This is a genomic window from Viridibacillus arvi (assembly GCF_001274945.1).
Taxonomy (GTDB): domain Bacteria; phylum Bacillota; class Bacilli; order Bacillales_A; family Planococcaceae; genus Viridibacillus; species Viridibacillus arvi.
In genome coordinates this window covers 780334-805252 of sequence record NZ_LILB01000005.1, presented here as the reverse complement: position 1 = coordinate 805252, position 24919 = coordinate 780334, and the positions used below count along the sequence as shown (strand labels likewise).

Genomic DNA, 24919 nt, shown 5'->3' with positions numbered 1-24919 from the left:
TATTATGAGTGCATTATACGCGCTCAACTTTTCCTGATTTCAAAGCTCGTGCAGAAACCCATACACGTTTCGGTTTACCGTCAACTAGAATACGGACCTTTTGTAGGTTTGCACCCCATGTACGCTTGTTAGCGTTCATTGCGTGGGAACGAGCGTTGCCGGAACGAGTTCTACGTCCAGTAATTACGCATTTTTTTGGCATTTTTATATTCCCTCCTCACAAAAAGAAGCTGAAAGATTATAATTTCAGTTCGGTATTTCACATACTTTAATAATTTAACATACACTTTTATGCATTGCAACTGATTTCGATAGACTTTCAAGAAAAAAACCTTTACAGTCTATACTAGACGAATGTATAGGTTTTCTTTTATAATCGAATTTTGTATAGTACAATAAGAGTTAGTCAAAATGGAGTCAGGAGGCATTTTTATGTCAGTTGAATTAAAAAACGAATTCGGAAACATTGATATTTCTAATGATGTTGTCGCACAAATGGCTGGTGGAGCCGCTCTTGAATGTTACGGCATTGTAGGTATGGCAAGTAAACACCAAATTCGTGATGGACTAACAGACATTTTACGCAAAGAGAATTTTGCAAAAGGTGTTCTTGTACGCCAACAGGGCGAAGATTTACATATTGATATGTATGTAATCGTTAGCTACGGTACTAAAATCTCAGAAGTAGCATACCAAGTCCAATCAAAAGTAAAATATACACTAGATAAAACACTCGGAATGGCAGTGAAATCAGTCAATATCTATGTGCAAGGTGTTCGCGTAGCGAACGTGTAAGAGGAGGAACTCATTCAAATGAAGTCATTAGACGGGATTAAATTTGCCGAAATGGTGCAAATGGGATCACATCACCTATTCCAAAATGCAGATTATGTGGATTCTTTAAACGTATTCCCTGTGCCAGATGGCGATACAGGTACAAATATGAATTTATCGATGACATCAGGTGCAAAGGAAACTGAAACAAATGCTGTGGAACATATCGGTAAAACAGCCCAAGCCTTATCAAAAGGATTATTAATGGGAGCGCGTGGTAACTCAGGTGTTATCCTATCTCAATTATTCCGAGGCTTTGGTAAAGCAATCGAAAAAGAAGCTACAGTCGATGCCATCCAATTCGCGCAAGCATTCCAATACGGCGTGGATACTGCATATAAAGCAGTTATGAAACCTGTAGAAGGTACTATTTTAACGGTTGCAAGAGAAGCTGCAGCTCATGTTGTGGAAGTAGCTAAAACAGAACAAGATATCATCGTTGTGATGGACGAGTTAGTCAAAGCAGCAAAAGCATCACTAGCTAACACACCTGAATTACTACCTGTACTGAAAGAAGTTGGAGTAGTAGATAGTGGTGGACAAGGCTTAGTGTTTGTTTATGAAGGCTTTTTAGCATCACTAAAAGGTGAAGCACTTCCTGAAAAAACTGTAGCAACTTCAATGGACGATTTAGTAAATGCTGAACACCATAAAGTACAAGACTTCATGGATACATCAGAAATTGTGTACGGTTACTGTACTGAATTCATGGTTCGTTTCGAAGACGAGAAATTAGGTGGTAAACCTTTTGATGAAGCAAAATTCCGTGAAGATTTAAGTCATTATGGAGATTCTTTACTTGTCATTTCAGATGATGAAGTCGTGAAAATTCACATTCACTCTGAACAACCAGGTGAAGTAATTGCTTACGGACACCAATTTGGTAGCTTGATTAAAGTAAAAGTCGACAATATGCGTCAGCAACATACAGACATCGTTGGCGAAGGTCATACTAATGAATCAGCTAAAAAAGTACAGAAAAAACATCCATATGCAATTGTTACAGTAGCAATGGGGTCGGGTGTTGCTGAGCTTTTAGAAAGTGTTGGCGCTTCTTATGTTATCGAAGGTGGACAAACAATGAATCCTTCAACTGAAGATATCGTTAACGCTATTAAAGCAGTAGGCGCAGAACGCGTACTAATTTTACCGAATAATAAAAACATCGTAATGGCAGCAGAGCAAGCAGCTGAAGTGTTAGACATTGAAGCTGCGGTCGTACCAACAAAATCAGTGCCTCAAGGAATGGCGGCAGTTCTTGCGTTTAATCCTGATGCTTCAGTTGAAGAGAATAAAGCAAACATGACATCAGCATTTGCTCATGTGAAAACTGGACAAGTGACTTTTGCTGTTCGTGATACTTCGATTGATGGCGTTGAAATTCATAAAGGCGACTTTATGGCTATTTCTGAAGGTAAAATTGTGGAAGCAACAACTTCACTTGCATCGGCTTCAGAAACTTTAATTCAATCAATGATTGATGAGGATTCGGAAATCGTAACAGTTCTTTATGGGCAAGATGCAGACGAATCAGCAGTTAATACATTTACAAGCTTTATCGAAGAAAACTATCCAGATGTTGAAGTGGAAGTCCATAATGGTAAACAACCATTATACCCATTTATTCTTTCTGTTGAATAAAGAGTACCGGAAGTTTGTTCGGAAATTGTGGTATATAAATTAAACAGCTATTCAAAGGTAGCGCGCTATTAGAGTGCGCTACTTTTTTGCGCTGTATCAAATACTTGGTATAGTCTTAAATTATCATGTAGAATGGTGTTACGACTAACAACGATTAAGCAAGGGGGCAGTTTTTTTATGAAATACACATCGGTATTCGATATTATCGGCCCGGTTATGATTGGGCCATCATCATCTCATACAGCCGGTGCAGCACGAATTGGTCGCGTCGCACGTGACTTATTTGGAGGCCAACCAAAATGGGCGAAAATACATCTTTATGGCTCTTTTGCAGAAACTTATAAAGGGCATGGGACAGATGTTGCAATTATCGGAGGTCTACTAGACTACGATACTTTTGATGAACGTATTAAAACGGCTTTTGCGGATGCAGAAAAAGCTAACTTAACTTATGAATTTATTCCAGAAACAGCGCATACAGAACATCCAAATACAGCGCGTTTAGTAATTGGAGACGATGAAACAGAAATGTCGATGGTGGGTATTTCTATAGGCGGAGGAAGTATTGAAATTATAGAATTAAATGGTTTCCCGCTTAGGTTATCTGGGGGTATGCCGGCAATTCTTGTTGTGCATGATGACCGAGCAGGCTGTATAGCGGCGGTGGCAAACTGTTTAGCAGGTTATAATATTAATATTGGTCATATGGAAGTTTCACGAAAAGAACGTGGAAATATGGCATTAATGGTTATTGAAGTTGACCAAAATATCGACAAATCCATTTTAGATGAAATGTCAACTCTACCGAATATTACTAAAGTAACGCGCATTAAAAATTAGGAGGTAGAAAAATGGAAGTTTTATTTCATAATGTTAGAGAATTAGTGGCATTAGCTGAAAGTGAAAATAAACAAATTTCAGAAATTATGATAGAGCAAGAGATGTTAATAACTGAACGTACACGTGAAGAAATTATGACTCAAATGACTCGCAATTTAACTGTTATGGAAGAAGCAGTTGAACGCGGTCTAAAAGGTGTGCATTCTGTAACTGGTTTAACTGGAGGAGACGCAGTATTACTTCAGAAATACATTGCAACAGGAAAATCTTTAGCGGGAGATCTCTTATTAGACGCTGTAAGTAAAGCAGTTGCAACAAACGAAGTGAATGCAGCGATGGGTACTATTTGTGCAACACCAACAGCAGGTTCGGCAGGTGTTGTACCAGGTACACTTTTTGCGGTGAAAAATAAATTAAATCCAACGAAGGAACAAATGATTCGTTATTTATTCACTTCAGGAGCATTTGGTTTTGTTGTAGCAAATAATGCATCCATCTCAGGTGCAGCAGGTGGATGTCAAGCTGAAGTAGGTTCTGCTGCTGCAATGGCTGCTGCTGCAATCGTTGAAATGGCAGGAGGTACTCCTCAACAAAGTGCGCATGCTTTTTCGATTTCATTGAAAAACATGCTTGGACTTGTTTGTGATCCTGTAGCTGGATTAGTAGAAGTACCATGTGTTAAACGAAACGCTATGGGAGCAGCGAATGCTATTGTTGCTGCTGATATGGCTTTGGCAGGTGTGACGAGTAGAATTCCCACTGATGAAGTCATTGATGCTATGTATCGTATAGGACGTACAATGCCTTCTGCACTAAGAGAAACTGGACAAGGTGGCCTAGCAGCTACACCGACAGGTAGAGCATTGGAGGCTAAAATCTTCGGAGGGGCAGTGCTGCAAAGTGAATGATCTTTTGCACCAACCTGTCACGAATTTAAAAGGTGTCGGAAAAGGAATGGGAGAAGCGCTTCAAAGTATGGGTATTGAAACTTTCAATGACTTACTTTGGACTTTTCCTTATCGACATGAAGATTTTCGATTAAAGGATTTAGCAGAAACACCACATAATGAACGTGTTACGGTTGAAGGGCGTATTGAAAGTGAACCAGTTGCCCTGTTTTTAGGGAAAAATAAATCGCGTCTACAAGTGCAAATGCTTGTAGGTCGCCATTTAATAAAAGTCGTTTTCTTCAACCAATTATACTTAAAGAATAAAATGATACCTGGATCTATAGCGACTGTAACGGGGAAGTGGGACCGCGGCCGTCAAGTCATTAATGGCACCCAAATTACTTTTGGGCCGAAAGTGGATCATGCTGACTTTGAGCCAGTTTATAGCTTGAAGAGCGGTATGCATCAAAAGAAATTCCGTAATTATATGCGACAAGTACTAGATGAATCGAAATCAGAAATTGTAGAGTCTTTGCCTAGTCAATTAAGAACTGCATATAAATTGTTACCTGTTGCAGATGCGCTAGAAGGTGTTCATTTTCCAATAGATGCAAACCACGCCAAGCAAGCAAGAAGGCGTTTTGTATACGAAGAGTTGTTGCAATTTCAGTTACGAATACAAGCCTTACGTAAAATTCGTAAAGAACAAGAGCAGGGTTTATCTATTCACTATGATTTAGAGAAACTAAAAGAGTTTTTTCAAACTTTGCCATATGAATTAACGAATGCGCAAAAGCGTGTCGTCAATGAAATATGTCGAGATTTACTAGAACCTCATCGTATGAATCGCCTGTTACAAGGGGATGTTGGTTCTGGGAAAACAGTTGTAGCGGCCATTGCATTATATGCTGCTGTGACTGCAGGTTTTCAAGGTGCTCTAATGGCTCCAACTGAGATTTTGGCTGAACAGCACGGAGAGTCACTTGATGAATGGCTAAGACCATTGGGAGTGGAAGTGGCTCTTCTATCGGGCTCAACCAAAACAAAGGCTCGTCGTATACTTCTGGAACGATTAAAAAACGGTGATATTGATATTTTAATTGGAACACATGCATTAATTCAGCCGGATGTGGAATTTCATAAACTTGGTCTAGTGATCACAGATGAACAACATCGATTTGGTGTAGAACAGCGTCGTATTTTACGTGATAAAGGAGAAAGTCCTGATGTACTATTTATGACAGCGACACCAATTCCTAGAACTTTGTCGATTACCGCTTTCGGTGAAATGGATGTGTCAATTATTGACGAATTACCTGCTGGGCGAAAAGAAATTCAGACAAATTGGGCTAAAAAGGAACAATTTAATCAAGTGTTATCTCAAATGACAAATGAACTGGCAATGGGTAGACAAGCATATGTTATTTGTCCCTTAATTGAAGAATCGGATAAACTTGATGTGCAGAATGCAGTCGATGTTTACACACAACTGACTACATTATTTGGTGAGAAATATAAAGTCGGGCTCATGCATGGTCGTTTACCTGCAGAAGAAAAGGATGCGGTGATGCGTGAATTTAGTGAAGGGCAGTTGCAAGTTCTTGTTTCAACAACTGTTGTAGAAGTTGGAGTGAATGTACCAAATGCAACATTTATGATTGTCTATGATGCAGAACGCTTTGGTTTGGCTCAGCTCCATCAATTGCGGGGTCGTGTGGGACGAGGCGAGCATCAATCCTATTGCGTATTATTGGCAGATCCAAAATCAGAAGATGGCAAAGAGCGGATGATTTCAATGACGGAAACAAATGATGGTTTTCGTCTAGCGGAAAAAGATTTAGAACTACGTGGACCGGGTGATTTCTTTGGTAAAAAACAAAGTGGATTACCTGAATTTAAAATGGCTGATCTCGTACATGATTACAGAGCATTAGAAGTGGCGAGACAAGATGCAGAGAAGCTCCTATCAACTGAAGAATTTTGGCAAGCAGATGACTGTGAGCAGCTACGTAATATGCTAGCAGAGTCTGGTGTATTAAATGGCGATCGTATCGATTGATATGAATTATTTTTGTTGAAAAAGGAGAGAATGCGAAAAAGAGTTTAAAACAACTCTTGCATTCTCTTTTTTTAATTTATATACTGATATTAGTACCAAGTGCTAATTTTTGAAAGGTGGCGAAAAAAATGAAGTACTCTAAAAAAGAACGACAAAAATTATTGCAGCAAACAATAATCGATAATCCATTCGTCACCGATGAACAGCTAGCCAGTCAATTTAATGTGAGCGTACAAACGATTCGGTTAGATCGAATGGAGTTATCGATACCAGAATTACGTGAACGAATTAAAGGTGTGGCTGCTCATAATTTTGAAAATGATGTAAAATCTTTACCAATTGATGAAGTGATTGGTGACATTATAGATATTGAATTAGACGAAAGAGCCCTTTCCATTTTTGACGTGAAAGAAGAGCATGTCTTCCAACGTAATGGTATCGCAAGGGGGCATCATCTATTTGCTCAAGCAAATTCACTTGCTGTAGCAGTGATAGATGATGACTTAGCGCTAACTGTACATTCAGAAATCCATTTTGTGAAACCAGTACGAGCAGGTGACAGAGTAATTTCAAAAGCACTTGTCACAGGCAAGGATGACAGCAAAAGTCGAACATTTATCGAGTTAACCTCTACTGTTGAAAATGAAGTTGTTTTCGCTGGTAAGTTCGAAATGTACCGTACGAAAGGAAAAGGTGAAAAGTAAATGAAAATAGCAATAGACGGCATGGGTGGAGACAATGCACCACAAGCCATTATCGAAGGCGTATATAGAGCGTTAGAAGCTTCTGCAGATATCGAAATCCAATTATTTGGCCAACAACAGGCAATGCAACCATATTTAAAAGATCATGAGCGCTTAACTGTGATTAATTGTGAAGAAGTAATTGAAGGTGACGACGAACCAGTTCGTGCAGTACGTCGTAAGAAAGATGCTTCAATGGTGAAAATGGCAGAAGCAGTTAAGAATGGTGAAGCAGACGCTTGCGTATCAGCAGGGAATACAGGTGCATTAATGGCTGCTGGATTATTTGTAGTAGGACGTATTAAAGGTATTGATCGACCTGCATTATCTACTACATTACCAACTTTAGATGGTAAAGGTTTTGATATGTTAGATCTTGGATCAAATGCCGATGCAAAACCTGAAAACTTAGCTCAATATGCAATTATGGCTAGCATTTATGCAGAACAAGTACGCAATATTCAAAATCCAACAGTCGGATTATTGAATATTGGGACAGAAGATAAAAAAGGAAATGAGCTTACTAAAGCTGCTTTTGGTTTATTGCAAGAAGCGCCAATTAACTTTATCGGTAATGTTGAGGCACGAGAATTATTAAATAGTGCTGCAGATGTTGTCGTGACTGATGGGTTTACAGGTAATATGGTGTTGAAAACAATCGAAGGTACAGCTGATAGCATCTTTTCTATGTTAAAAGGAGCATTTATGGCTTCAGGGAAAACAAAAGTTGCAGCGTTAATGATGAAGAGTAATTTAAAAGAAATTAAAACAAAAATGGACTACACAGAGTATGGTGGAGCCGCTTTATTCGGTTTAAAAGCACCAGTAGTAAAAGCACACGGTTCGTCAAATGCAAATGCTTTTGCTAGTGCTATTCGCCAAGCAAATATTATGGTTAAACACAACGTATGTGCAAAGATTGATTCTACAATTTCAAAGGAGAACTAATCATGACGAAAATCGCTTTTATCTTTCCAGGACAGGGTTCACAATCAGTTGGTATGGGAGCAGAATTTGTGGCTGAGCACCAAGAGTGCAAAGCCTACTATAATAAGGCAGATGAATTATTAGGTTATTCATTATCTAAGTTAATGCTTGAAGGTCCGGCTGAAGATTTGACATTGACTTACAACGCGCAGCCTGCATTGTTAACGACAAGTGCAATGATTGCTGATAAACTGACAAAAGCAGGTATTACACCAGATTATACTGCAGGACATAGCTTAGGTGAATACACAGCGTTAGTGGCATCAGGTGTAATGTCATTCGAAGATGGCGTACAAGCCGTACATAGTCGAGGAATGTTTATGAACGAAGCAGTACCAGCAGGTGAAGGAGCTATGGCTGCAATTTTAGGCTTGGACCGCGATGCGTTGAAAGCTGTGACGGATGAAGTTACAGCATCGGGAGAAGTTGTTCAGCTCGCCAACTTAAATTGCCCGGGTCAAATTGTGATTTCTGGTACAAAGGCCGGAGTAGACGAGGCGAGTGTTAAGGCGAAGGAAGCAGGAGCAAAACGTGCACTTCCTTTAGTAGTGAGCGGGCCTTTCCATTCTGAATTAATGCGCCCAGCTGCTAGCAAGTTGCAAGAGAATTTACAGCAAAAAGCAATGCAAGATGCTGAAATTCCAGTTATCTCAAATGTTACGGCTAAACCTGTAACTGAACAAACTGAAATCCAGCAACTATTAGTCGAACAATTATACTCACCTGTATTGTGGGAAGATTCTGTTCGAAAAATGATTGACCTAGGTGTGGACGTATTTATTGAATGTGGTCCTGGAAAAGTATTAAGCGGACTTGTAAAAAAAGTGGATCGTCAAGTGAAAACGTATTGTGTTTATGATGAAGCAACGTTTGAACAAGTTATAGAAGCGTCGAAGGAGTGGTCTCATGAAGAAGCTAGAGGGTAAAACAGCTGTTGTAACAGGTGCTTCAAGAGGAATCGGACGTGCCATAGCATTAACATTGGCAGAACAAGGAGCACGTGTTGTTGTCAATTATAGCGGTAGCCAATCTAAAGCTGAAGAAGTCGTAGCAGAAATTACTGAAAACGGTGGCGAAGCGATTGCAGTCCAAGCCAATGTAGCTGATGCTGACGAAGTAACAGCTTTAATGAAAGCTGCAACAGATACTTTTGGTAGTCTTGATATTTTAGTAAATAATGCTGGGATAACACGTGATAATCTATTAATGCGTATGAAAGAACAGGACTGGGATGACGTAATGAATACTAACCTAAAAGGGGTATTCCTATGTACGAAGGCTGTCTCACGCCAAATGATGAAACAACGTGCAGGTCGTATTATTAATGTTGCATCGATTGTTGGTGTTTCTGGTAATGCAGGTCAAGCAAACTATGTTGCGGCAAAAGCTGGTGTTATTGGTTTAACAAAAACAACTGCAAAAGAATTAGCAGCGCGTAATATTTATGTTAATGCTGTAGCACCTGGATTTATTGCGACAGAAATGACAGATGAACTGCCTGCTGAAGTAAAAGATCAAATGCTTGGACAAATTCCATTAGCGAAGCTAGGGGATCCAAAAGACGTTGCAAAAGTTGTACTATTTTTAGCGTCGGATGATGCAAGTTATATTACAGGGCAAACAATCCATGTAGATGGTGGAATGGTCATGTAATTTATGCCTATGAACAAACGGGCTTTTTATGTATAATCATTGAGGGGAGGTGACAGATTTGGCAACTGTTATAGAACGTGTAACTAAAGTTGTTGTTGACCGTTTAGGTGTCGACGAGAGCGAAGTGAAATTAGAAGCTTCTTTCCGTGATGATTTAGGTGCGGATTCACTAGATGTAGTAGAACTAGTAATGGAACTTGAAGAAGAATTCGATATGCAAATTGACGACGAGGATGCAGAGAAAATTGCAACTGTTGGAAACGCGGTATCATTCATCGAAAGCAAAATTGGCTAATTATACATTGCTAGGGGCACTTCTTTCATAATTTTGAAGGAAGTGTCTCTTTTTGCTTTTGCACATTGTAAGAGAAAAAGGTAAACTAAACAGGAGTATCAAAAGGAAGATAAGAAGGTTGATGACGATGATGAAAAAAAAGGGACTCTCACAAAAAAATGGTGCAATCTCAGAGAAAGCACGCCTCCAATTTGAGGAATTATTAAATAATTTAGGATTGCATTTTGATAATGCAAGTTTACTTTACAATGCATTTACGCATTCATCATATGTGAATGAGCATCGTCGTAAACTATTTGAAGATAACGAACGACTAGAGTTCTTAGGAGATGCAGTGTTAGAACTATCTGTCTCTAAATTTCTTTTCCTTAAATTCCCGAAAATGAGCGAAGGTGAGCTTACAAAATTACGTGCAGCAATCGTTTGCGAACCATCATTAGTCATTTTTGCAAATGAACTAAACTTTGGGAAATACGTTTTACTAGGAAAAGGTGAAGAATTAACAGGTGGTCGAGAACGTCCAGCTCTTCTTGCAGACTGTTTTGAAGCATTTGTTGGTGCACTATATTTAGACCAAGGATTAGAAACAGTCGTTGGATTTTTAGAACGCGTCGTTTATCCAAAAGTAGAAATCGGTGCTTTTTCGCATGTGATGGATTTTAAAAGTCAGCTACAAGAAATGGTGCAACAAGCCAATTCTGGTGTGCTTCAATATGAGATTATTAATGAAAACGGACCAGCACATAATCGTACATTCGTGTCACATGTACTATTGAATGAGCGCGAATTAGGCGTTGGTCACGGAAAATCGAAGAAAGAAGCTGAACAAAGAGCTGCTCAAAGTGCAATGATTGAATTGCAAAAACAGTCAGCTGACAATCAGGAGGTATAATTTTGTTTCTTAAACGGCTTGAAGTGATTGGTTTTAAATCTTTCGCCGATCGTATTGGTATTGACTTTGTGCCGGGAGTTACTGCTGTCGTTGGTCCAAATGGCAGTGGAAAAAGTAACGTAACGGATGCAATTCGATGGGTACTCGGAGAACAATCCGCAAAATCTCTTCGTGGTGCAAAAATGGAAGATGTCATTTTTGCTGGAAGTGACTCGCGCAAACCGCTTAACTTTGCAGAAGTATCATTGATATTAGATAACGAGGATGAACGATTACCAATCCCGTATAACGAAGTAAGTGTCACTCGTCGAGTATACCGCTCGGGCGATAGCGAATATCTATTAAACAAACAACAATGTAGATTAAAAGATATAACGGATTTGTTCTTAGACTCTGGTCTAGGAAAAGAAGCTTTCTCGATAATTTCACAAGGTCGAGTAGATGAAATATTAAACAGTCGTCCGGATGATAGACGCTCTATTTTCGAAGAAGCTGCCGGTGTATTGAAATATAAGCAACGTAAGAAAAAAGCAGAGCATAAATTGTTTGAAACAGAGGATAACTTACATCGAGTGCTTGATATATTGCACGAATTAGACAATCGTATCGAGCCTTTGAAAATACAAGCGTCTGCTGCCGCGGATTATTTAAAGATGTCCAAGGAATTAAAGGATATTGATATAGCGGTTATCGTCCATGATTTACGTGTGTTGCAACAAACACTTGAAACAATTATGCAGGATAAAAAGCAGTTTACGGTGACTGAGCAAGAACATATACACAATATGGAAAATAAAGAGTCGCAAGTAGCTTCTATTCGAAAACAAATTACTAAGCTAGATAATTTACTAGACCAATCGCAACATCAGCTTGTTGAAGCTAGTTCAGAAGTTGAGCGGTGGGAAGGTCGTAAAGTATTAATGGCTGAAAAACGCCATAATGCCAGTGCACAATTAGAAAAACTACAACAATCACTTGAAAAAGCCCAAATCGCGGAGCGAGAGTGGCACGTACAACAAGTAGATAAACAAGAACAATTAACAATAAGACAAAAAACGCTTCAATTATTGAAAAAAAGTGTGAAACAGCTAGAAGATAACTTAAATCGTTCTTCAACAGACATCGAAAAAGATATCGAAAACTGGAAAAACACGTATATTGATCGCCTCAATGAGGAAGCAACAGTTAAAAATGAATACAAAAATATTACCCAACAGCTAGAACAACAAGAACAAGCTTCGTTTAAAATCACTAACCAATCGTCAGAAATGGCGGAAGAATTAGCGCAGTTAACGAAGGAACAACAGATTGTTGAAAGTAAATTAAACGATGTGAAGCAACAGTTAGAAGAAAAAATGGCTACTTATTCAGCTTGTCAATCAGAGCTAGCAAGTGCGACGAAACAATTTGAAAGTAAACAAGAAATGCTTTTTAAAGGCTATCAACATTTACAACAATTAAAGTCTCGAAAAGAAACTTTAGCGGAACTTGAGGCAGACTTCTCAGGCTTCTTCCATGGTGTAAAAGAGATTTTAGTGGCTAGAGAAAATAAAAAACTTTCTGGAATTCACGGTGCCGTTGCAGAGTTAATTCAAGTAAGTGGAGAATATACAAAAGCACTTGAAACAGCATTAGGTGCAGCTTCTCAACATATTGTGACTGAAACACAGCAGGATGCTCAAAAAGCAATTGCATGGCTAAAAGAAAAAAGAGCAGGTCGCGCAACATTTTTACCGAAAAATGTTATGAAATCACGAAAAATATCACGTGATGCATTAGGAGCGGCTGCAACTCATCCGTCGTTTATAAATACAGCAGATGAGTTAGCGAAATTTGATCCAGCCTTTAAAACAATTGCAGAAAATTTATTGGGTAATGTATTAGTTGCAAAAGATTTACAAAGTGCTACACAAATCGCCAAATCATGTAATTATCGTTATCGCGTAGTAACGTTAGATGGGGACATAGTAAATGCAGGTGGTTCACTAACGGGTGGTTCTACTAAACAACAAACATCGTTATTTACTCGTAAAGCTGAACTAGAAGACTTAACTGGTCAGCTTGTTCAAATGCAACAAAAAATTGAACAAGCAGAAAAAGTTGTTGCTGAGCAGAAAAGCTTTGTTTCTGCTAAAACGGTTCTTCTAGAGGACTTACGTAAGCAAGGTGAAGTGTTACGTGATGAAGAATTTGAACTGAGTGGGCATTTCCGTGAATTAGAAGCAACGACAAAACGACTTGCCTTACGTGTTACTTTAGTAGCTACTGAAAAAGAAGATGCTACCGATCGCTCTTCAAACTTACAAGAAAGTCAGATTTCTGCTAAAAAACGTTTGCAAGAGTTAACGGAAGAACTTGCTGAGATTAATAGCACAATAGAACAATTAAACGTACTTAAAGTACAAAGTGAAACAGCTCAAGATGCATTGAAAGAACAATACGCAGAGAAGCGTTCAGAGCTTGCTGTAATTCAAGAACAAGTAACGCAGCTAAAACAAGCTTCTGAAGAAGTAACCGTGCAATACGACAAGGCGAAATTGGAAGTCAATAACATTAGTCAAGAAATCAAATGGTTAACGAATGATGAAAGTCAAAATGGACCATCTGATGAAGAAATAACTTCAAACATTACTACTTGGCAGTTGAAAAAGACGGACCTAATTTCGACCATTGCAACAAGTAAAGAAGAAAGAACCCAGCTACAAGCTACTTTGGATAGCTGTGAAGTGGAACTAAAGGAATTACAACGAGTGCATAAAGGTTTATTAGATGGCTTGCGCAACTATGATGTAAAACTGTCTCAATTGGAGTTTTCGAAGCAATCTTTACTAGACCAACTTGCTGAAGACTATGAGCTTTCTTTAGATGAAGCCATACGGGAATTAAATGAAGATATAGATGTCGAAATATCAAGAAGAAAAGTGAAATTATTGAAGCAATCTATTATAGAACTGGGTCCCGTCAACTTAAATGCAATTGAAGAATTCGAAACAGTTTCAGAACGACATACTTTCTTAACGGAGCAAAGATCAGATCTCATGGAAGCGAAAGAAACATTGCATGAGGCGATTCGTGAAATGGATGAAGAAATGTCAACTCGCTTTAACGAAACTTTCTTGAATATTCGTGAACACTTCCAAGTTGTTTTCCGAGAATTGTTTGGTGGAGGGCATGCAGATTTACAACTAGTTGAGCCTGACGATATACTTGAAACAGGAATTGAAATTGTCGCTCAACCACCAGGTAAGAAATTGCAAAGTTTAAGCTTACTATCAGGTGGAGAACGTGCTTTAACGGCAATTGCGCTACTATTTTCTATTCTAAAAACGCGACCTGTACCATTCTGTATACTTGATGAAGTAGAAGCTGCTCTTGATGAATCGAATGTTACTCGCTATAGTCAATATTTGAAAAAATTTAGCCAAGAAACACAATTCATCGTTATCACGCATCGTAAAGGTACGATGGAAGGTGCGGATGTATTGTACGGTATTACGATGCAAGAATCAGGTGTATCGAAATTAGTATCTGTGAAATTAGAACAAGAAGAACCTGTTCTAGTAGGACAAAGGAGCGAATAACAATGAGCTTTTTAAAGCGTATGAAAGAAAAACTAATGGGCGCGAAGCCTGAAGAGCTTGAAGTACAATCGGTAGAGACAATCGTTGAAAAACAGGTTGACGATATAGTAGAGCCTGCAGAGCAAGAAGTAGCTGTTCAAACTGTAGTTACTCCGGAAGTAGTAGAAGAACCTATAGTGTCTGAACAAGCTCCTCAAGACGAAAAAGTACAATCTAAAGAAGAAATAGTTGTTGAAGAATCAACTACTGAAGTTGTGAAGGTGGAAGAACCTCAAGAACAAGAAGAAAAAAAATCAAAATGGGGTTTCTCAGCATTTTCTATTACAGAAAAATTCAAAGCGGGCTTAGAAAAAACACGTGATTCATTTACATCAAAAGTAAATGATCTAGTAGCTCGTTACCGTACTGTAGATGAAGATTTCTTTGAGGAACTAGAAGACTTATTATTACAAGCGGACGTTGGTTTTGAAACTGTAATGGAGCTAATGGATAAATTACGCTTTGAAGTTCAACGCCAAAACATTAAAGATACGAGTGGTATCCAATCAATTATTTCAGAAAAGCTTGTTGAAATTTACGAATCTAGTGATGATGAATCAATCGAGTTAAATATACAAGATGGTGAGTTAACAGTTATTCTTTTTGTTGGTGTTAACGGTGTAGGTAAAACAACAACAATTGGGAAATTGGCGCACCGCCTAAAACAAGAAGGGAAATCAGTAATACTTGCAGCGGGTGATACGTTCCGTGCAGGTGCGATTGATCAACTTCAAGTTTGGGGAGAACGTGTAGGTGTGGAAGTTATTAAGCAAGCAGAAGGGTCTGATCCTGCTGCAGTAATGTATGATGCCATTCGTGCAGCCAAAAATCGTGGTGCGGATGTACTTATTTGTGATACAGCTGGGCGACTGCAAAATAAAGTTAATCTAATGAATGAATTAGAAAAAGTACATCGTGTAATTTCCCGGGAAATTCCGAATGCTCCGCATGAAGTTTTATTAGCTTTAGATGCAACTACTGGTCAAAATGCACTAGTACAGGCACAAACATTTAAAGAAGCAACAAACGTGACAGGCATTGTATTAACGAAACTAGACGGTACTGCAAAAGGTGGTATTGTACTTGCTATTCGTAACAAATTGCATATTCCAGTAAAGTTTGTTGGTTTGGGTGAAAAAATGGACGATTTACAACCGTTTGATACAGAACGTTATGTATATGGCTTATTTGCTGACGCACTTGATCAACAGCTAGCAAAAGAAGAGGAATTAAACGAGCAATAAATAGATAAATAAACGAAATGCATAGCTTTTGGCTATGCATTTTTCGTCTATGAATATTTGAGTTTATATGAGGACTAAAATGTATTTAGACAAGTATATTTACTTGACAGAAATCCGATTATTCCTTATGATACTAAAAGAATGTGTAAAACAGGGGAGAGATTTCTTATGCTACTTGAAAAAACGACACGCATGAACTTTCTCTTCGACTTTTATCAAGCATTGTTGACTGATAAACAACGTAGCTATATGCAACTTTATTATTTAGATGACCATTCTCTTGGTGAAATTGCTGAAGCTTATGAAGTATCGCGTCAAGCAGTTTACGATAATATTCGTAGAACAGAAGCGATGCTTGAAGAATATGAAGATAAACTTCGATTATTCGAGAAATTTCAAAACAGACAACAAATAATTGCAGAGCTATCAAAAAAAACTACTGACAATAGTGCCTCGCAAACTGTGTGGCTAGAACTTATTGAACAGTTAAAGCAATGGGATTAGGAGGCAGCATGCATGGCATTTGAAGGATTAGCGGAGCGACTCCAAGGTACGATTTCGAAGATTAAAGGCAAAGGGAAAGTAACGGAACAAGACGTTAAAGAAATGATGCGTGAAGTCCGTTTTGCCTTAATAGAAGCGGACGTTAACTTAAAAGTTGTAAAATCTTTTATTAAGCGCGTTAGTGAACGAGCAATCGGTCAAGACGTCATGAAAAGTCTAACACCCGGTCAACAAGTTATTAAAATCGTAAAAGACGAACTGACAGAATTAATGGGTGGCGAACAAAGTCCTATTAAGTTCTCTCAAAAACCACCAACTGTTATTTTAATGGTAGGTTTACAAGGTGCCGGTAAAACAACAACTACTGGTAAACTTGCTAATGTTTTACGCAAAAAGTACAATCGTAAACCATTGCTTGTAGCAGCGGATATCTACCGTCCAGCAGCGATTAAGCAATTGCAAACATTAGGTGATCAGCTATCTTTGCCTGTATTTGCTCTTGGTACAGAAGTATCTCCAGTGGATATTGTCCGCCAAGCGCTGGAACATGCAAAGGAAGAGCATCATGATGTTGTATTAATCGATACAGCAGGTCGTCTTCATATTGATGAAAACTTAATGCAAGAATTGAAAGACATTCGTGCATTAAGAGAACCAGATGAAGTCTTCTTAGTTGTCGATTCTATGACAGGTCAAGATGCAGTTAATGTAGCTAATAGCTTCAATGAAGCAGTAGGTATTACGGGTGTAGTTCTAACGAAGTTAGATGGGGATACACGTGGTGGTGCGGCTTTATCAATCCGCTCTGTTACAGAAAAACCAATTAAATTCGTTGGTATGGGTGAGAAAATGGATGCTTTAGAGCCATTCCATCCAGAGCGTATGGCTTCACGTATTCTTGGTATGGGCGACATGATGTCCTTAATCGAGAAAGCGCAAGCAAACGTTGACGAGGAAAAAGCAAGAGAAATGGAAGAAAAGTTCAGAACACAGAGCTTTACTTTCGATGATTTCTTAGATCAAATGAGCCAAGTAAAAAAAATGGGACCTTTGGATGAAATTCTAAAAATGCTTCCAGGTGCCAATAAAATTAAAGGCTTAGAAAATGCGAAAATCGATGATAAACAAATTGGTCATATAGAGGCCATTATTCTTTCGATGACGCCAGCTGAAAAAACGAACCCTGAGATCATCAACTCAAGTCGTAAGAAACGAATTGCAAAAGGTTCAGGTTGCTCTGTTCAAGAAATAAACCGACTTTTAAAACAATTTGAAGATATGAAGAAAATGATGAAACAAATGACGGGTATGACGCAAAAAGGGAAGAAAAAAATGAAACTTCCTGGTTTGGATTCACTGTTTAAATAATTTTTTAAACTAAAAATTAGTGTGTTAAGAAAAAACACTTTACAAACAATCCAAAGCTTGCTATTATACTATCTTGTGTGAAACTATTCGGAGGTGCAATTAAAAATGGCAGTAAAAATTCGCTTAAAACGTATCGGGGCAAAAAAAGCTCCTTTCTATCGTATTGTAGTAGCAGACGCTCGCGCACCACGCGACGGCCGCTCAATTGAGACAATTGGTACATTCAATCCTTTAACTACTCCAGAAGAAGTTAAGATTGATGAAGAAAAAGCATTAGCATGGTTAGCAAATGGTGCAAAACCATCTGATACAGTACGCAACTTGTTCTCATCACAAGGCATTATGGAAAAATTCCATAACTCAAAAATCAGTAAATAATCGGAGGTGACAGCATGAAGCAGCTGATTGAAACAATCGTTAAACCTTTAGTCGATTATCCAGAAGAAGTTCATATTACAACCGAGGAGAGTCCGAATCGAATTGTATATAAACTTTCTGTTCACCCTAGTGATATGGGAAAAGTAATTGGTAAACAGGGCCGTGTTGCAAAAGCGATGCGTACAATTGTTTATTCAGCAGCGGGCAGTCATCATAAGAAGAAGACATATGTCGATATTCTAGATTAGACAAAAAGGAGGGAGCTTTAGTTCCTTCCTTTTTTGTTACGATTAAAATTAAATTAATCCTCTAATAATGTATTGAGGATGTTCACATATTTATTAAGAGGTGATTTAGATGGAATGGTATAACGTAGGTAAAATCGTTAATACACATGGTATAAGAGGTGAGGTTCGTGTCATATCACAAACGGATTTCCCTGAAGAACGCTATGTAGTAGGAGAACAAATTGCACTGTTTAAGAAGGATTCAAAAAAACCATTACGACTAACAATCGCATCAGCTCGTGCTCATAAAAACTTCATTCTACTATCGTTTGAAGGGTATCCAAATATTAATGATGTAGAAGAATTCCGTGACGGTATTTTAAAAGTATCAGAAAAGCAACTAAGTGAATTAGCAGATGATGAATACTATTACCATGAAATCATTGGCTGTACTGTTTTTGATGAAGAGGGTACAGAAATTGGACAAGTTAAAGAGATTTTCGAAACCGGTGCTAATGATGTCTGGACTCTAAAAGGCGTTAATGGTAAGGATCAATATATTCCGGTAATAGATGATGTCATTAAAGAAATCGACGTTGAAGAGAAGAAGATTATTATTCATGTGATGGATGGTTTGTTATCATGATGAATATCCACGTACTATCGCTATTTCCAAATATGTTTGAAGGCGTATTTGGTTCTTCTATTTTAAAAAAAGCTCAAGAAAAAGGAGCTGTTACGTTAGGTGTAACAGATTTCCGTGAATTTTCGATTAATAAACACAACCAAGTGGATGATTATCCTTACGGTGGTGGAGCTGGTATGGTATTAAAGCCAGAACCCCTTTTTAACGCCGTAGAAGCGCTTGTAAGCGAAGGTAAAAAGCCACGCATCATTTTGATGTGCCCACAAGGAGAACGCTATACACAAGCTAAAGCAGAGGAATTAGCGCAAGAGGAAGACTTAATCTTCCTTTGTGGTCATTATGAAGGCTATGATGAGCGTATTCGTCAGCATCTTGTAACGGATGAAATTTCTATTGGGGATTATGTCTTAACGGGTGGTGAGTTGGGCGCGATGACAGTGATTGATAGTGTCGTTCGCCTGTTGCCTGGGGTTTTAGGCAATAATGATTCACCAGTATTAGATTCTTTTTCAACTGGTTTATTAGAGCACCCACATTACACGCGCCCTGCTGAATTCCGTGGTATGAAAGTGCCGGATGTATTACTTTCAGGTAATCATGCGAAAATTGACGAATGGCGTGAGCAACAATCTATAAAAAGAACGTTTGAGAGACGCCCGGATTTGCTTGATAAAATGGAGTTAAATCCAAAGCAACAAAACTACTTGAATTCATTAAAATTAGGTAAATAATTATTGCATATTATCATACTATATGATAATATTATAAATGCATTTCTATGAGAAATGCCGAATTACGGTGTTCCGCTGTATCATCAAGAGGAGTTACAAGAACATCTGTCTAAGGAGAGAAAATAATGTCAAACATCATTACAGAAATCACTAAAGAACAACTTCGCACAGACATTCCTGCGTTCCGCGCTGGAGATACTGTAAAAATCGACGTTAAAGTAGTCGAAGGAACTCGCGAACGTATCCAAGTATACGAAGGAGTAGTTATTAAACGTCGTGGTGGCGGTATTAGCGAAACTTTCACAGTTCGTAAAATTTCTTACGGCGTTGGTGTTGAGCGTACGTTCCCAGTAAACACTCCAAAAATCGCTAACTTACAAGTAGTACGTCGCGGTAAAGTACGTCGCGCTAAACTATACTACCTACGTAACTTACGCGGTAAAGCGGCTCGTATTAAAGAAATTCGATAATACATTTTTTTGCCGAAGAGAGAGCTTGTATTACAAGCTCTCTTTCTTTTTGCTTGAAATGATAAATCCTTGTACAATAAGAACAGAATAGTCAAGGGGGACATCGAAATGGAAAAAACAAAAAAAGAGAAAAATGAGTTATGGGAATGGACAAAGGCATTAGTCATTGCTTTTGCATTAGCTGCAATTATTCGTTATTTTTTATTTACGCCGATTGTAGTTGATGGCGAGTCTATGATGCCTACCCTTGAAAACGGCGACCGCATGATTGTAAATAAGATTGGCTATAAAATTGGTGATTTGCACCGATTTGATATAGTTGTATTCCATGCGCCTGAAAAGAAAGATTATATTAAACGTATTATTGGTTTACCAGGAGATCAGCTAGAATATAAAAATGATCAGCTTTATATAAATGGCAAGGCAATCGCTGAGCCTTACTTGCAACAATATAAAGATGAAATTACAGATGAAGGTACATTAACTGAAGACTTTACACTTGCGGATATCGAACAACTGGATAAAATTCCAGATGGTTATGTTTTTGTAATGGGAGATAATCGTCGTTATAGTAAAGATAGTCGTCATATAGGGATTGTAAAAATAGATGATATTATCGGTAAAACAAATATTGTTTTTTGGCCTTTTGACCAAATTGGTACCGTGAAATAACGAACAGGAGTGAAACACATGACCATTCAATGGTTTCCGGGACATATGGCGAAGGCTCGTCGTGAAGTAACCGAAAAACTGAAATTGGTTGATATTATTTTTGAATTGATTGATGCGCGCTTGCCATTATCTTCAAGAAATCCAATGCTAGATGAAGTAATACATCAAAAAACGCGTTTACTTATTTTGAATAAAGCAGATATGGCTGATGAAATTCAAACGCGTAAATGGATAGATTATTTTGAATCAAAAGGGCACCGTGCTGTAGCTATTAATTCATTAGATGGAAAAGGCCTTAACAAAGTAACAAAAGCCGCACAAGAGTTATTAAAAGAGAAATGGGATCGTATGCGCTCAAAAGGTATGAAACCTCGTGCAATTCGTGCCATGATTGTAGGTATACCAAATGTTGGTAAGTCGACATTAATTAATCGACTTGCTAAAAAGAATATTGCTAAAACAGGAAATACTCCTGGAGTAACGAAATCACAACAGTGGATCAAATTTGGTAAAGAGCTTGAACTGTTAGATACACCCGGAATTTTGTGGCCAAAATTTGAAGATCAAGAAGTAGGTTATAAACTTGCTCTAACAGGGGCTATTAAGGATACCATTACAAACATGGATGATTTAGCAGTATACGGATTAAACTTTTTGAGTAAGTACTATAAAGGCCGTATGGAAGAACGTTATAAATTAACAGAAGTCAGTGAAAACCTTGAAGAGACATATAATCATATTGGTCAATTACGTCGCGTTTTCGCTACTGGTGGTGAAATTGACTACGATCAAGTTGCAGAACTAATTGTGCGAGATATTCGTAACCAGCAATTAGGAAAGCTAACATTTGACTTTGTTGAAGACATAATCGAAGAATAAAAACTAACCTTTTTTACCTTTTGGTGAAAAAGGTTTTTTTCTAGATTTTTTAGGAATAGTGCCGATAGTATAAATAGATACAAAAGGGAGTCTTAGTTTTGAAAACGATAAAAGATATTAAAGAAGCATTAAATAATGAGCAACAATACCAGTCTTGGATGGAGGAAATAGAATCAGATGAACGCTTAGGCGTACAAAAAGTATGGCAACAATGGCTTCGAAAAAAAGCGAAGTTAGACAAACTAATAGCAGAGCATGAGGAGAAACTGGAATTCGATAATTCTTACCGCACACACCCTACTGCAAATATTGCTGGAACAGATGAAGCAGGTAGAGGCCCATTAGCAGGTCCTGTTGTGACAGCAGCAGTTATTTTACCTAAGGATTGCCCGGAGCTTGTTGGGTTAAATGATTCTAAACAGTTATCAAAAGAAACTAGAGAATCATTCATGGCGAAAATTATGGAATGTGCTATCGCAACCTCTATTCATTTTCAGCCTGCAGAAGTAATTGACGACCTCAATATTTACGAAGCGACAAAACAGTCCATGAAAGCTTCTATAGAGATGCTACAAGTGAAACCAGATTTTGTTTTAGCGGATGCAATGACTTTACCGATCGATATTCCACAAGATTCTATTATAAAAGGCGATGCCAAAAGCTTAGCTATCGCAGCGGCTTCTATATTGGCGAAAACAGCACGTGATCACTATATGGAAGAAATGGATGTCAAATATCCTCAATACGGTTTTGCGCAACATGCAGGTTACGGTACAAAACAGCATTTAGAGGCTTTGCGTGAATTTGGACCTACAGATATTCATAGAACAACGTTTGAACCGATCAAATCAATGATGCTTAAGAAAGGGTGAAGAGTATTGGCTTATACTTCGTTTTCGTCCATACAAATGCAACAAAATCAAAGTATAAACACACAACAGCCAGTGGCTTTAAAACAAGGTCAAGTATTTCACGGTACGATTAAACAGCTGTTCCCTGATAACCAAGCAGAAGTGCAGCTAGGTGGCCATCGTTTTATGGCAAAGTTAGAAGTACCAATGCAAGCTGGTAATGCACACTATTTTCAAGTAACGGGCATAGAGCCAGACTTACAACTTAAAGTCGTATCGGGTCCTATCAATCAAACAGGAACATTAACACAACAAATTAATCAATTATTAGATTCTATGCAACTTCCTAAGACATCTGAAATGCAACAAATTACAGGCTATTTTTTAAAGGAAAACGTGCCAATGTCCAAAGAACAGTTAATGCAGGCAGAACAATTGGTAAAACAATTACCCGCTGGTGTTACTATGAAGGATGCTTTACATGCTTTGCAAAAAATAATTGACTTAAAAATGCCTATGCAACAAGACACATTCCAAGCACTCATTCAGGGTGGAATGAAACAAGGTTTTACACAAACAATTGATGCTTTACGACAACTATTGCAACAGGATACTTCCTTATCACCAGCTATTCGCGACCAATTATTACAACAATTACAATTGTTAGCTAAACCGTTTGAAACGGAAACAGGTGGTGCGATTTTAGCGAAAATTATTCAATCTCTAACAGACACAAATACATCATCTACTGATAAAAATATCCTAATCCAAATGCTAAAAGAGGTAGGTATATTACCAAAAAACGCCAATATTTTTAATTGGACGACAACTGCCTTACAAGGACAATCTGTGCCTTCTTCCAACTCAATTGGGTATTTATTACATCAAATTCAAACGGCAACAGCTCAGGATGCTACACAGCTAATCTCTCAATTACAAACGGCAATTACGAATAGTGAAAATTTTACAGATTCACAAAGAGCAGAGCTACAGCAGAATTTGATGAAATTCAATGCTGCTCAATCGTCACAGCAGCCGTTGTCAACGCTTGTGAAGGAACTGCAGGGGCAATTAGGGAGAATGAGTCAAATGAGCATTACAGTACCTTCTACAACGCAATTATTGCAAAGTATGCAATCTGTAAGTCAAAAAGATATGCCAGATTTCATCGCCCAACTAAAGGTATCTATTGAATCTCAAAGTTTATTATCAGCTTCACAGAAAGAAACCCTTATTAATACCCTTGGGAAATTATCACTGACAAACAATACACCTCAATCTATTCAAATTTTGGTCAAGGAATTACATGGTCAACTAATGCAAGCATTTAGCCAATTAGCAGAACAACAGCCTTTCAAAATCGATGAACAAAATATAACAGCTAAACAACATTTAATGACATTAATGAATGTGGCTAATACAACAACTGATGATATGACACTTAGAGGGTTGACACAAATCACTAGTAAGTCACCGGAACCTTTCATTCAGCAACTTGTATTGCAAGCTGAGCAGAATGTGCATAATGCAATTGATAGCAAAGCCTTAGAATCTGCTATGAAACAAACTTTGCAACATCTAGGGTTAAGCTATGAAGCAAAATTACTAGATAAAACAGCAGATATGCAGCAACTTGCTGGGCAATTGAAACCACAGTTATTGTCACTGTTACAAGATCCAACTGCTTCAAATGCTACAAAAACGGTGGCTGAGCAAATCGTTGCTCGTATGAATGGCATGCAATACTTATCAGGAGAAAATGGACCACAACATCAACTGATTATGCAAATTCCATTGGAGTTTTTTGGACGAAAAACAGATGCTACATTGCAGTGGAATGGTCGTATGAAGGACAATGGTAAAATTGACGCAGATTATGCAAGGATACTATTCTATTTGCAATTGAATTCACTTGAAGAAACGGTAGTTGATATGCAGGTTCAGAGTCGGGTCGTCACAGTAACTGTTTACAATGAAAATCATCAGTTGAAAGAGTTAGCAGAGCCACTTAAAATAGCATTAAAAAAAGGGTTATCGTCTCATGATTATCAATTATCAGGTGTCTTTATGAAAAATTTCGCAGAAAATCAACCAGTGAAAACAACGCTAACAGCAAAAACTACCAAGGATGATAACGGGGGAGTCGATATCCGCATATGACAGTAGAAAAACAAAATGAACGGAAAGAAGCTGTTGCCCTTTCCTTTAATCCGGGTGGATTTGAAGCTCCGAAAGTGGTAGCTAAAGGTAAAGGGAAAATAGCGGAAAATATTTTAGAACAAGCAAAAGATAACGATATTCCTATTCAAGAAGACCCAACTCTCGTCCAATTATTAGGGCAGCTTGACTTAAATGAGTCAATTCCTGAAGAACTTTACCAAGCGGTAGCTGAAGTATTTGCGTTTATTTACCGTTTAGATAAAAATTATGAAAATTCAAAATAATAGTCGAAAAAAGTCGATGTAAGTCACGGTCAAAACATTGGTATATGTATA

At 38.0% G+C, this 24919-nt stretch carries 26 protein-coding genes; 25 read left to right on the top strand and 1 reads right to left on the bottom strand.

Going from position 1 to position 24919, the window contains the following annotated elements:
• Positions 1-13 precede the first annotated feature (13 nt).
• On the bottom strand, positions 14-202 hold the full coding sequence (gene rpmB / locus AMD00_RS13220; RefSeq protein ID WP_038183978.1) for a 50S ribosomal protein L28: 189 nt from the start codon (positions 200-202) through the stop codon (positions 14-16).
• Between the two features lie 230 nt (positions 203-432).
• Between rpmB and AMD00_RS13215 the strand changes: the two genes are divergently transcribed.
• From AMD00_RS13215 to AMD00_RS13095, 25 genes are all read left to right on the top strand, one after another.
• Entirely contained in the window at positions 433-795 is a 363-nt protein-coding gene (locus AMD00_RS13215; RefSeq protein ID WP_038183979.1) for an Asp23/Gls24 family envelope stress response protein, read from the top strand.
• A gap of 18 nt (positions 796-813) precedes the next feature.
• Positions 814-2475 carry a DAK2 domain-containing protein gene (locus AMD00_RS13210; protein WP_053417498.1) on the top strand — a complete coding sequence of 554 codons (1662 nt, stop codon included), beginning with the start codon at positions 814-816 and terminating at the stop codon, positions 2473-2475.
• 177 nt (positions 2476-2652) lie between these two features.
• Entirely contained in the window at positions 2653-3315 is a 663-nt protein-coding gene (sdaAB, locus tag AMD00_RS13205; protein ID WP_053417497.1) for an L-serine ammonia-lyase, iron-sulfur-dependent subunit beta, read from the top strand.
• An 11-nt stretch (positions 3316-3326) separates the two neighbouring features.
• Positions 3327-4223, top strand: a complete 897-nt coding sequence (gene sdaAA, locus AMD00_RS13200; protein WP_053417496.1) for an L-serine ammonia-lyase, iron-sulfur-dependent, subunit alpha — start codon at positions 3327-3329, stop codon at positions 4221-4223.
• Complete coding sequence (gene recG, locus AMD00_RS13195; RefSeq protein ID WP_083446228.1) at positions 4216-6264, top strand: ATP-dependent DNA helicase RecG; 2049 nt, start codon at positions 4216-4218, stop codon at positions 6262-6264. The genes sdaAA and recG overlap by 8 nt, the downstream gene beginning before the upstream one ends.
• A 128-nt stretch (positions 6265-6392) precedes the next feature.
• Entirely contained in the window at positions 6393-6968 is a 576-nt protein-coding gene (gene fapR, locus AMD00_RS13190; protein ID WP_038183987.1) for a transcription factor FapR, read from the top strand.
• Positions 6969-7955 (top strand): phosphate acyltransferase PlsX, encoded by a 987-nt coding sequence (gene plsX, locus AMD00_RS13185; RefSeq protein ID WP_053417495.1) that lies wholly within the window; start codon positions 6969-6971, stop codon positions 7953-7955. It abuts the gene before it with no gap.
• Between the two features lie 2 nt (positions 7956-7957).
• Complete coding sequence (fabD, locus tag AMD00_RS13180) at positions 7958-8920, top strand: ACP S-malonyltransferase (RefSeq protein WP_053417494.1); 963 nt, start codon at positions 7958-7960, stop codon at positions 8918-8920.
• Positions 8901-9647: a 3-oxoacyl-[acyl-carrier-protein] reductase gene (gene fabG, locus AMD00_RS13175; protein WP_053417493.1), complete on the top strand. Its 747-nt coding sequence runs from the start codon at positions 8901-8903 to the stop codon at positions 9645-9647. The genes fabD and fabG overlap by 20 nt, the downstream gene beginning before the upstream one ends.
• Positions 9648-9705: 58 nt before the next feature.
• A complete protein-coding gene (locus AMD00_RS13170; protein WP_038183995.1) occupies positions 9706-9942 on the top strand; it encodes an acyl carrier protein in 237 nt (78 codons plus the stop codon).
• A gap of 130 nt (positions 9943-10072) precedes the next feature.
• Entirely contained in the window at positions 10073-10834 is a 762-nt protein-coding gene (gene rnc / locus AMD00_RS13165) for a ribonuclease III (protein ID WP_370588372.1), read from the top strand.
• Positions 10835-10836: 2 nt separating this feature from the next.
• Positions 10837-14415 carry a chromosome segregation protein SMC gene (smc, locus tag AMD00_RS13160; RefSeq protein WP_053417491.1) on the top strand — a complete coding sequence of 1193 codons (3579 nt, stop codon included), beginning with the start codon at positions 10837-10839 and terminating at the stop codon, positions 14413-14415.
• A gap of 2 nt (positions 14416-14417) precedes the next feature.
• Positions 14418-15698, top strand: a complete 1281-nt coding sequence (gene ftsY / locus AMD00_RS13155) for a signal recognition particle-docking protein FtsY (protein WP_053417490.1) — start codon at positions 14418-14420, stop codon at positions 15696-15698.
• Between the two features lie 168 nt (positions 15699-15866).
• A complete protein-coding gene (locus AMD00_RS13150) occupies positions 15867-16202 on the top strand; it encodes a putative DNA-binding protein (RefSeq protein WP_038184004.1) in 336 nt (111 codons plus the stop codon).
• Positions 16203-16214: 12 nt separating this feature from the next.
• Positions 16215-17570: a signal recognition particle protein gene (ffh, locus tag AMD00_RS13145; RefSeq protein WP_053417489.1), complete on the top strand. Its 1356-nt coding sequence runs from the start codon at positions 16215-16217 to the stop codon at positions 17568-17570.
• Between the two features lie 105 nt (positions 17571-17675).
• Positions 17676-17948 (top strand): 30S ribosomal protein S16, encoded by a 273-nt coding sequence (gene rpsP / locus AMD00_RS13140; protein WP_038184010.1) that lies wholly within the window; start codon positions 17676-17678, stop codon positions 17946-17948.
• Positions 17949-17962: 14 nt separating this feature from the next.
• On the top strand, positions 17963-18196 hold the full coding sequence (locus AMD00_RS13135; RefSeq protein ID WP_053417488.1) for a KH domain-containing protein: 234 nt from the start codon (positions 17963-17965) through the stop codon (positions 18194-18196).
• A gap of 109 nt (positions 18197-18305) precedes the next feature.
• On the top strand, positions 18306-18821 hold the full coding sequence (rimM, locus tag AMD00_RS13130; protein WP_053417487.1) for a ribosome maturation factor RimM: 516 nt from the start codon (positions 18306-18308) through the stop codon (positions 18819-18821).
• A complete protein-coding gene (trmD, locus tag AMD00_RS13125) occupies positions 18821-19552 on the top strand; it encodes a tRNA (guanosine(37)-N1)-methyltransferase TrmD (RefSeq protein ID WP_053418299.1) in 732 nt (243 codons plus the stop codon). The genes rimM and trmD overlap by 1 nt, the downstream gene beginning before the upstream one ends.
• Before the next feature lie 125 nt (positions 19553-19677).
• On the top strand, positions 19678-20022 hold the full coding sequence (gene rplS, locus AMD00_RS13120) for a 50S ribosomal protein L19 (RefSeq protein WP_038184017.1): 345 nt from the start codon (positions 19678-19680) through the stop codon (positions 20020-20022).
• Positions 20023-20130: 108 nt separating this feature from the next.
• Positions 20131-20694, top strand: coding sequence for a signal peptidase I (lepB, locus tag AMD00_RS13115; protein ID WP_053417486.1), 564 nt, complete (start codon positions 20131-20133; stop codon positions 20692-20694).
• 18 nt (positions 20695-20712) lie between these two features.
• A complete protein-coding gene (ylqF, locus tag AMD00_RS13110) occupies positions 20713-21573 on the top strand; it encodes a ribosome biogenesis GTPase YlqF (protein ID WP_053417485.1) in 861 nt (286 codons plus the stop codon).
• A gap of 98 nt (positions 21574-21671) precedes the next feature.
• On the top strand, positions 21672-22445 hold the full coding sequence (locus AMD00_RS13105; RefSeq protein WP_053417484.1) for a ribonuclease HII: 774 nt from the start codon (positions 21672-21674) through the stop codon (positions 22443-22445).
• 36 nt (positions 22446-22481) lie between these two features.
• Positions 22482-24584, top strand: a complete 2103-nt coding sequence (locus tag AMD00_RS13100) for a YdgA family protein (protein ID WP_169786359.1) — start codon at positions 22482-22484, stop codon at positions 24582-24584.
• Complete coding sequence (locus tag AMD00_RS13095; protein WP_053417482.1) at positions 24581-24868, top strand: EscU/YscU/HrcU family type III secretion system export apparatus switch protein; 288 nt, start codon at positions 24581-24583, stop codon at positions 24866-24868. The genes AMD00_RS13100 and AMD00_RS13095 overlap by 4 nt, the downstream gene beginning before the upstream one ends.
• The last annotated feature ends 51 nt before the right edge of the window (positions 24869-24919 follow it).

Coding starts and splice junctions, on each gene's coding strand:
- ffh (WP_053417489.1), top strand. CDS start 16,215: ATGGCATTTGAAGGATTAGCGGAGCGACTCCAAGGTACGATTTCGAAG.
- rimM (WP_053417487.1), top strand. CDS start 18,306: ATGGAATGGTATAACGTAGGTAAAATCGTTAATACACATGGTATAAGA.
- AMD00_RS13095 (WP_053417482.1), top strand. CDS start 24,581: ATGACAGTAGAAAAACAAAATGAACGGAAAGAAGCTGTTGCCCTTTCC.
- sdaAB (WP_053417497.1), top strand. CDS start 2,653: ATGAAATACACATCGGTATTCGATATTATCGGCCCGGTTATGATTGGG.
- rplS (WP_038184017.1), top strand. CDS start 19,678: ATGTCAAACATCATTACAGAAATCACTAAAGAACAACTTCGCACAGAC.
- trmD (WP_053418299.1), top strand. CDS start 18,821: ATGAATATCCACGTACTATCGCTATTTCCAAATATGTTTGAAGGCGTA.
- fabD (WP_053417494.1), top strand. CDS start 7,958: ATGACGAAAATCGCTTTTATCTTTCCAGGACAGGGTTCACAATCAGTT.
- rpsP (WP_038184010.1), top strand. CDS start 17,676: ATGGCAGTAAAAATTCGCTTAAAACGTATCGGGGCAAAAAAAGCTCCT.
- plsX (WP_053417495.1), top strand. CDS start 6,969: ATGAAAATAGCAATAGACGGCATGGGTGGAGACAATGCACCACAAGCC.
- sdaAA (WP_053417496.1), top strand. CDS start 3,327: ATGGAAGTTTTATTTCATAATGTTAGAGAATTAGTGGCATTAGCTGAA.
- rnc (WP_370588372.1), top strand. CDS start 10,073: ATGAAAAAAAAGGGACTCTCACAAAAAAATGGTGCAATCTCAGAGAAA.
- ftsY (WP_053417490.1), top strand. CDS start 14,418: ATGAGCTTTTTAAAGCGTATGAAAGAAAAACTAATGGGCGCGAAGCCT.
- AMD00_RS13210 (WP_053417498.1), top strand. CDS start 814: ATGAAGTCATTAGACGGGATTAAATTTGCCGAAATGGTGCAAATGGGA.
- AMD00_RS13135 (WP_053417488.1), top strand. CDS start 17,963: ATGAAGCAGCTGATTGAAACAATCGTTAAACCTTTAGTCGATTATCCA.
- lepB (WP_053417486.1), top strand. CDS start 20,131: ATGGAAAAAACAAAAAAAGAGAAAAATGAGTTATGGGAATGGACAAAG.
- fapR (WP_038183987.1), top strand. CDS start 6,393: ATGAAGTACTCTAAAAAAGAACGACAAAAATTATTGCAGCAAACAATA.
- AMD00_RS13150 (WP_038184004.1), top strand. CDS start 15,867: ATGCTACTTGAAAAAACGACACGCATGAACTTTCTCTTCGACTTTTAT.
- rpmB (WP_038183978.1), bottom strand. CDS start 202: ATGCCAAAAAAATGCGTAATTACTGGACGTAGAACTCGTTCCGGCAAC.
- AMD00_RS13215 (WP_038183979.1), top strand. CDS start 433: ATGTCAGTTGAATTAAAAAACGAATTCGGAAACATTGATATTTCTAAT.
- AMD00_RS13100 (WP_169786359.1), top strand. CDS start 22,482: ATGCAACAAAATCAAAGTATAAACACACAACAGCCAGTGGCTTTAAAA.
- fabG (WP_053417493.1), top strand. CDS start 8,901: ATGAAGAAGCTAGAGGGTAAAACAGCTGTTGTAACAGGTGCTTCAAGA.
- ylqF (WP_053417485.1), top strand. CDS start 20,713: ATGACCATTCAATGGTTTCCGGGACATATGGCGAAGGCTCGTCGTGAA.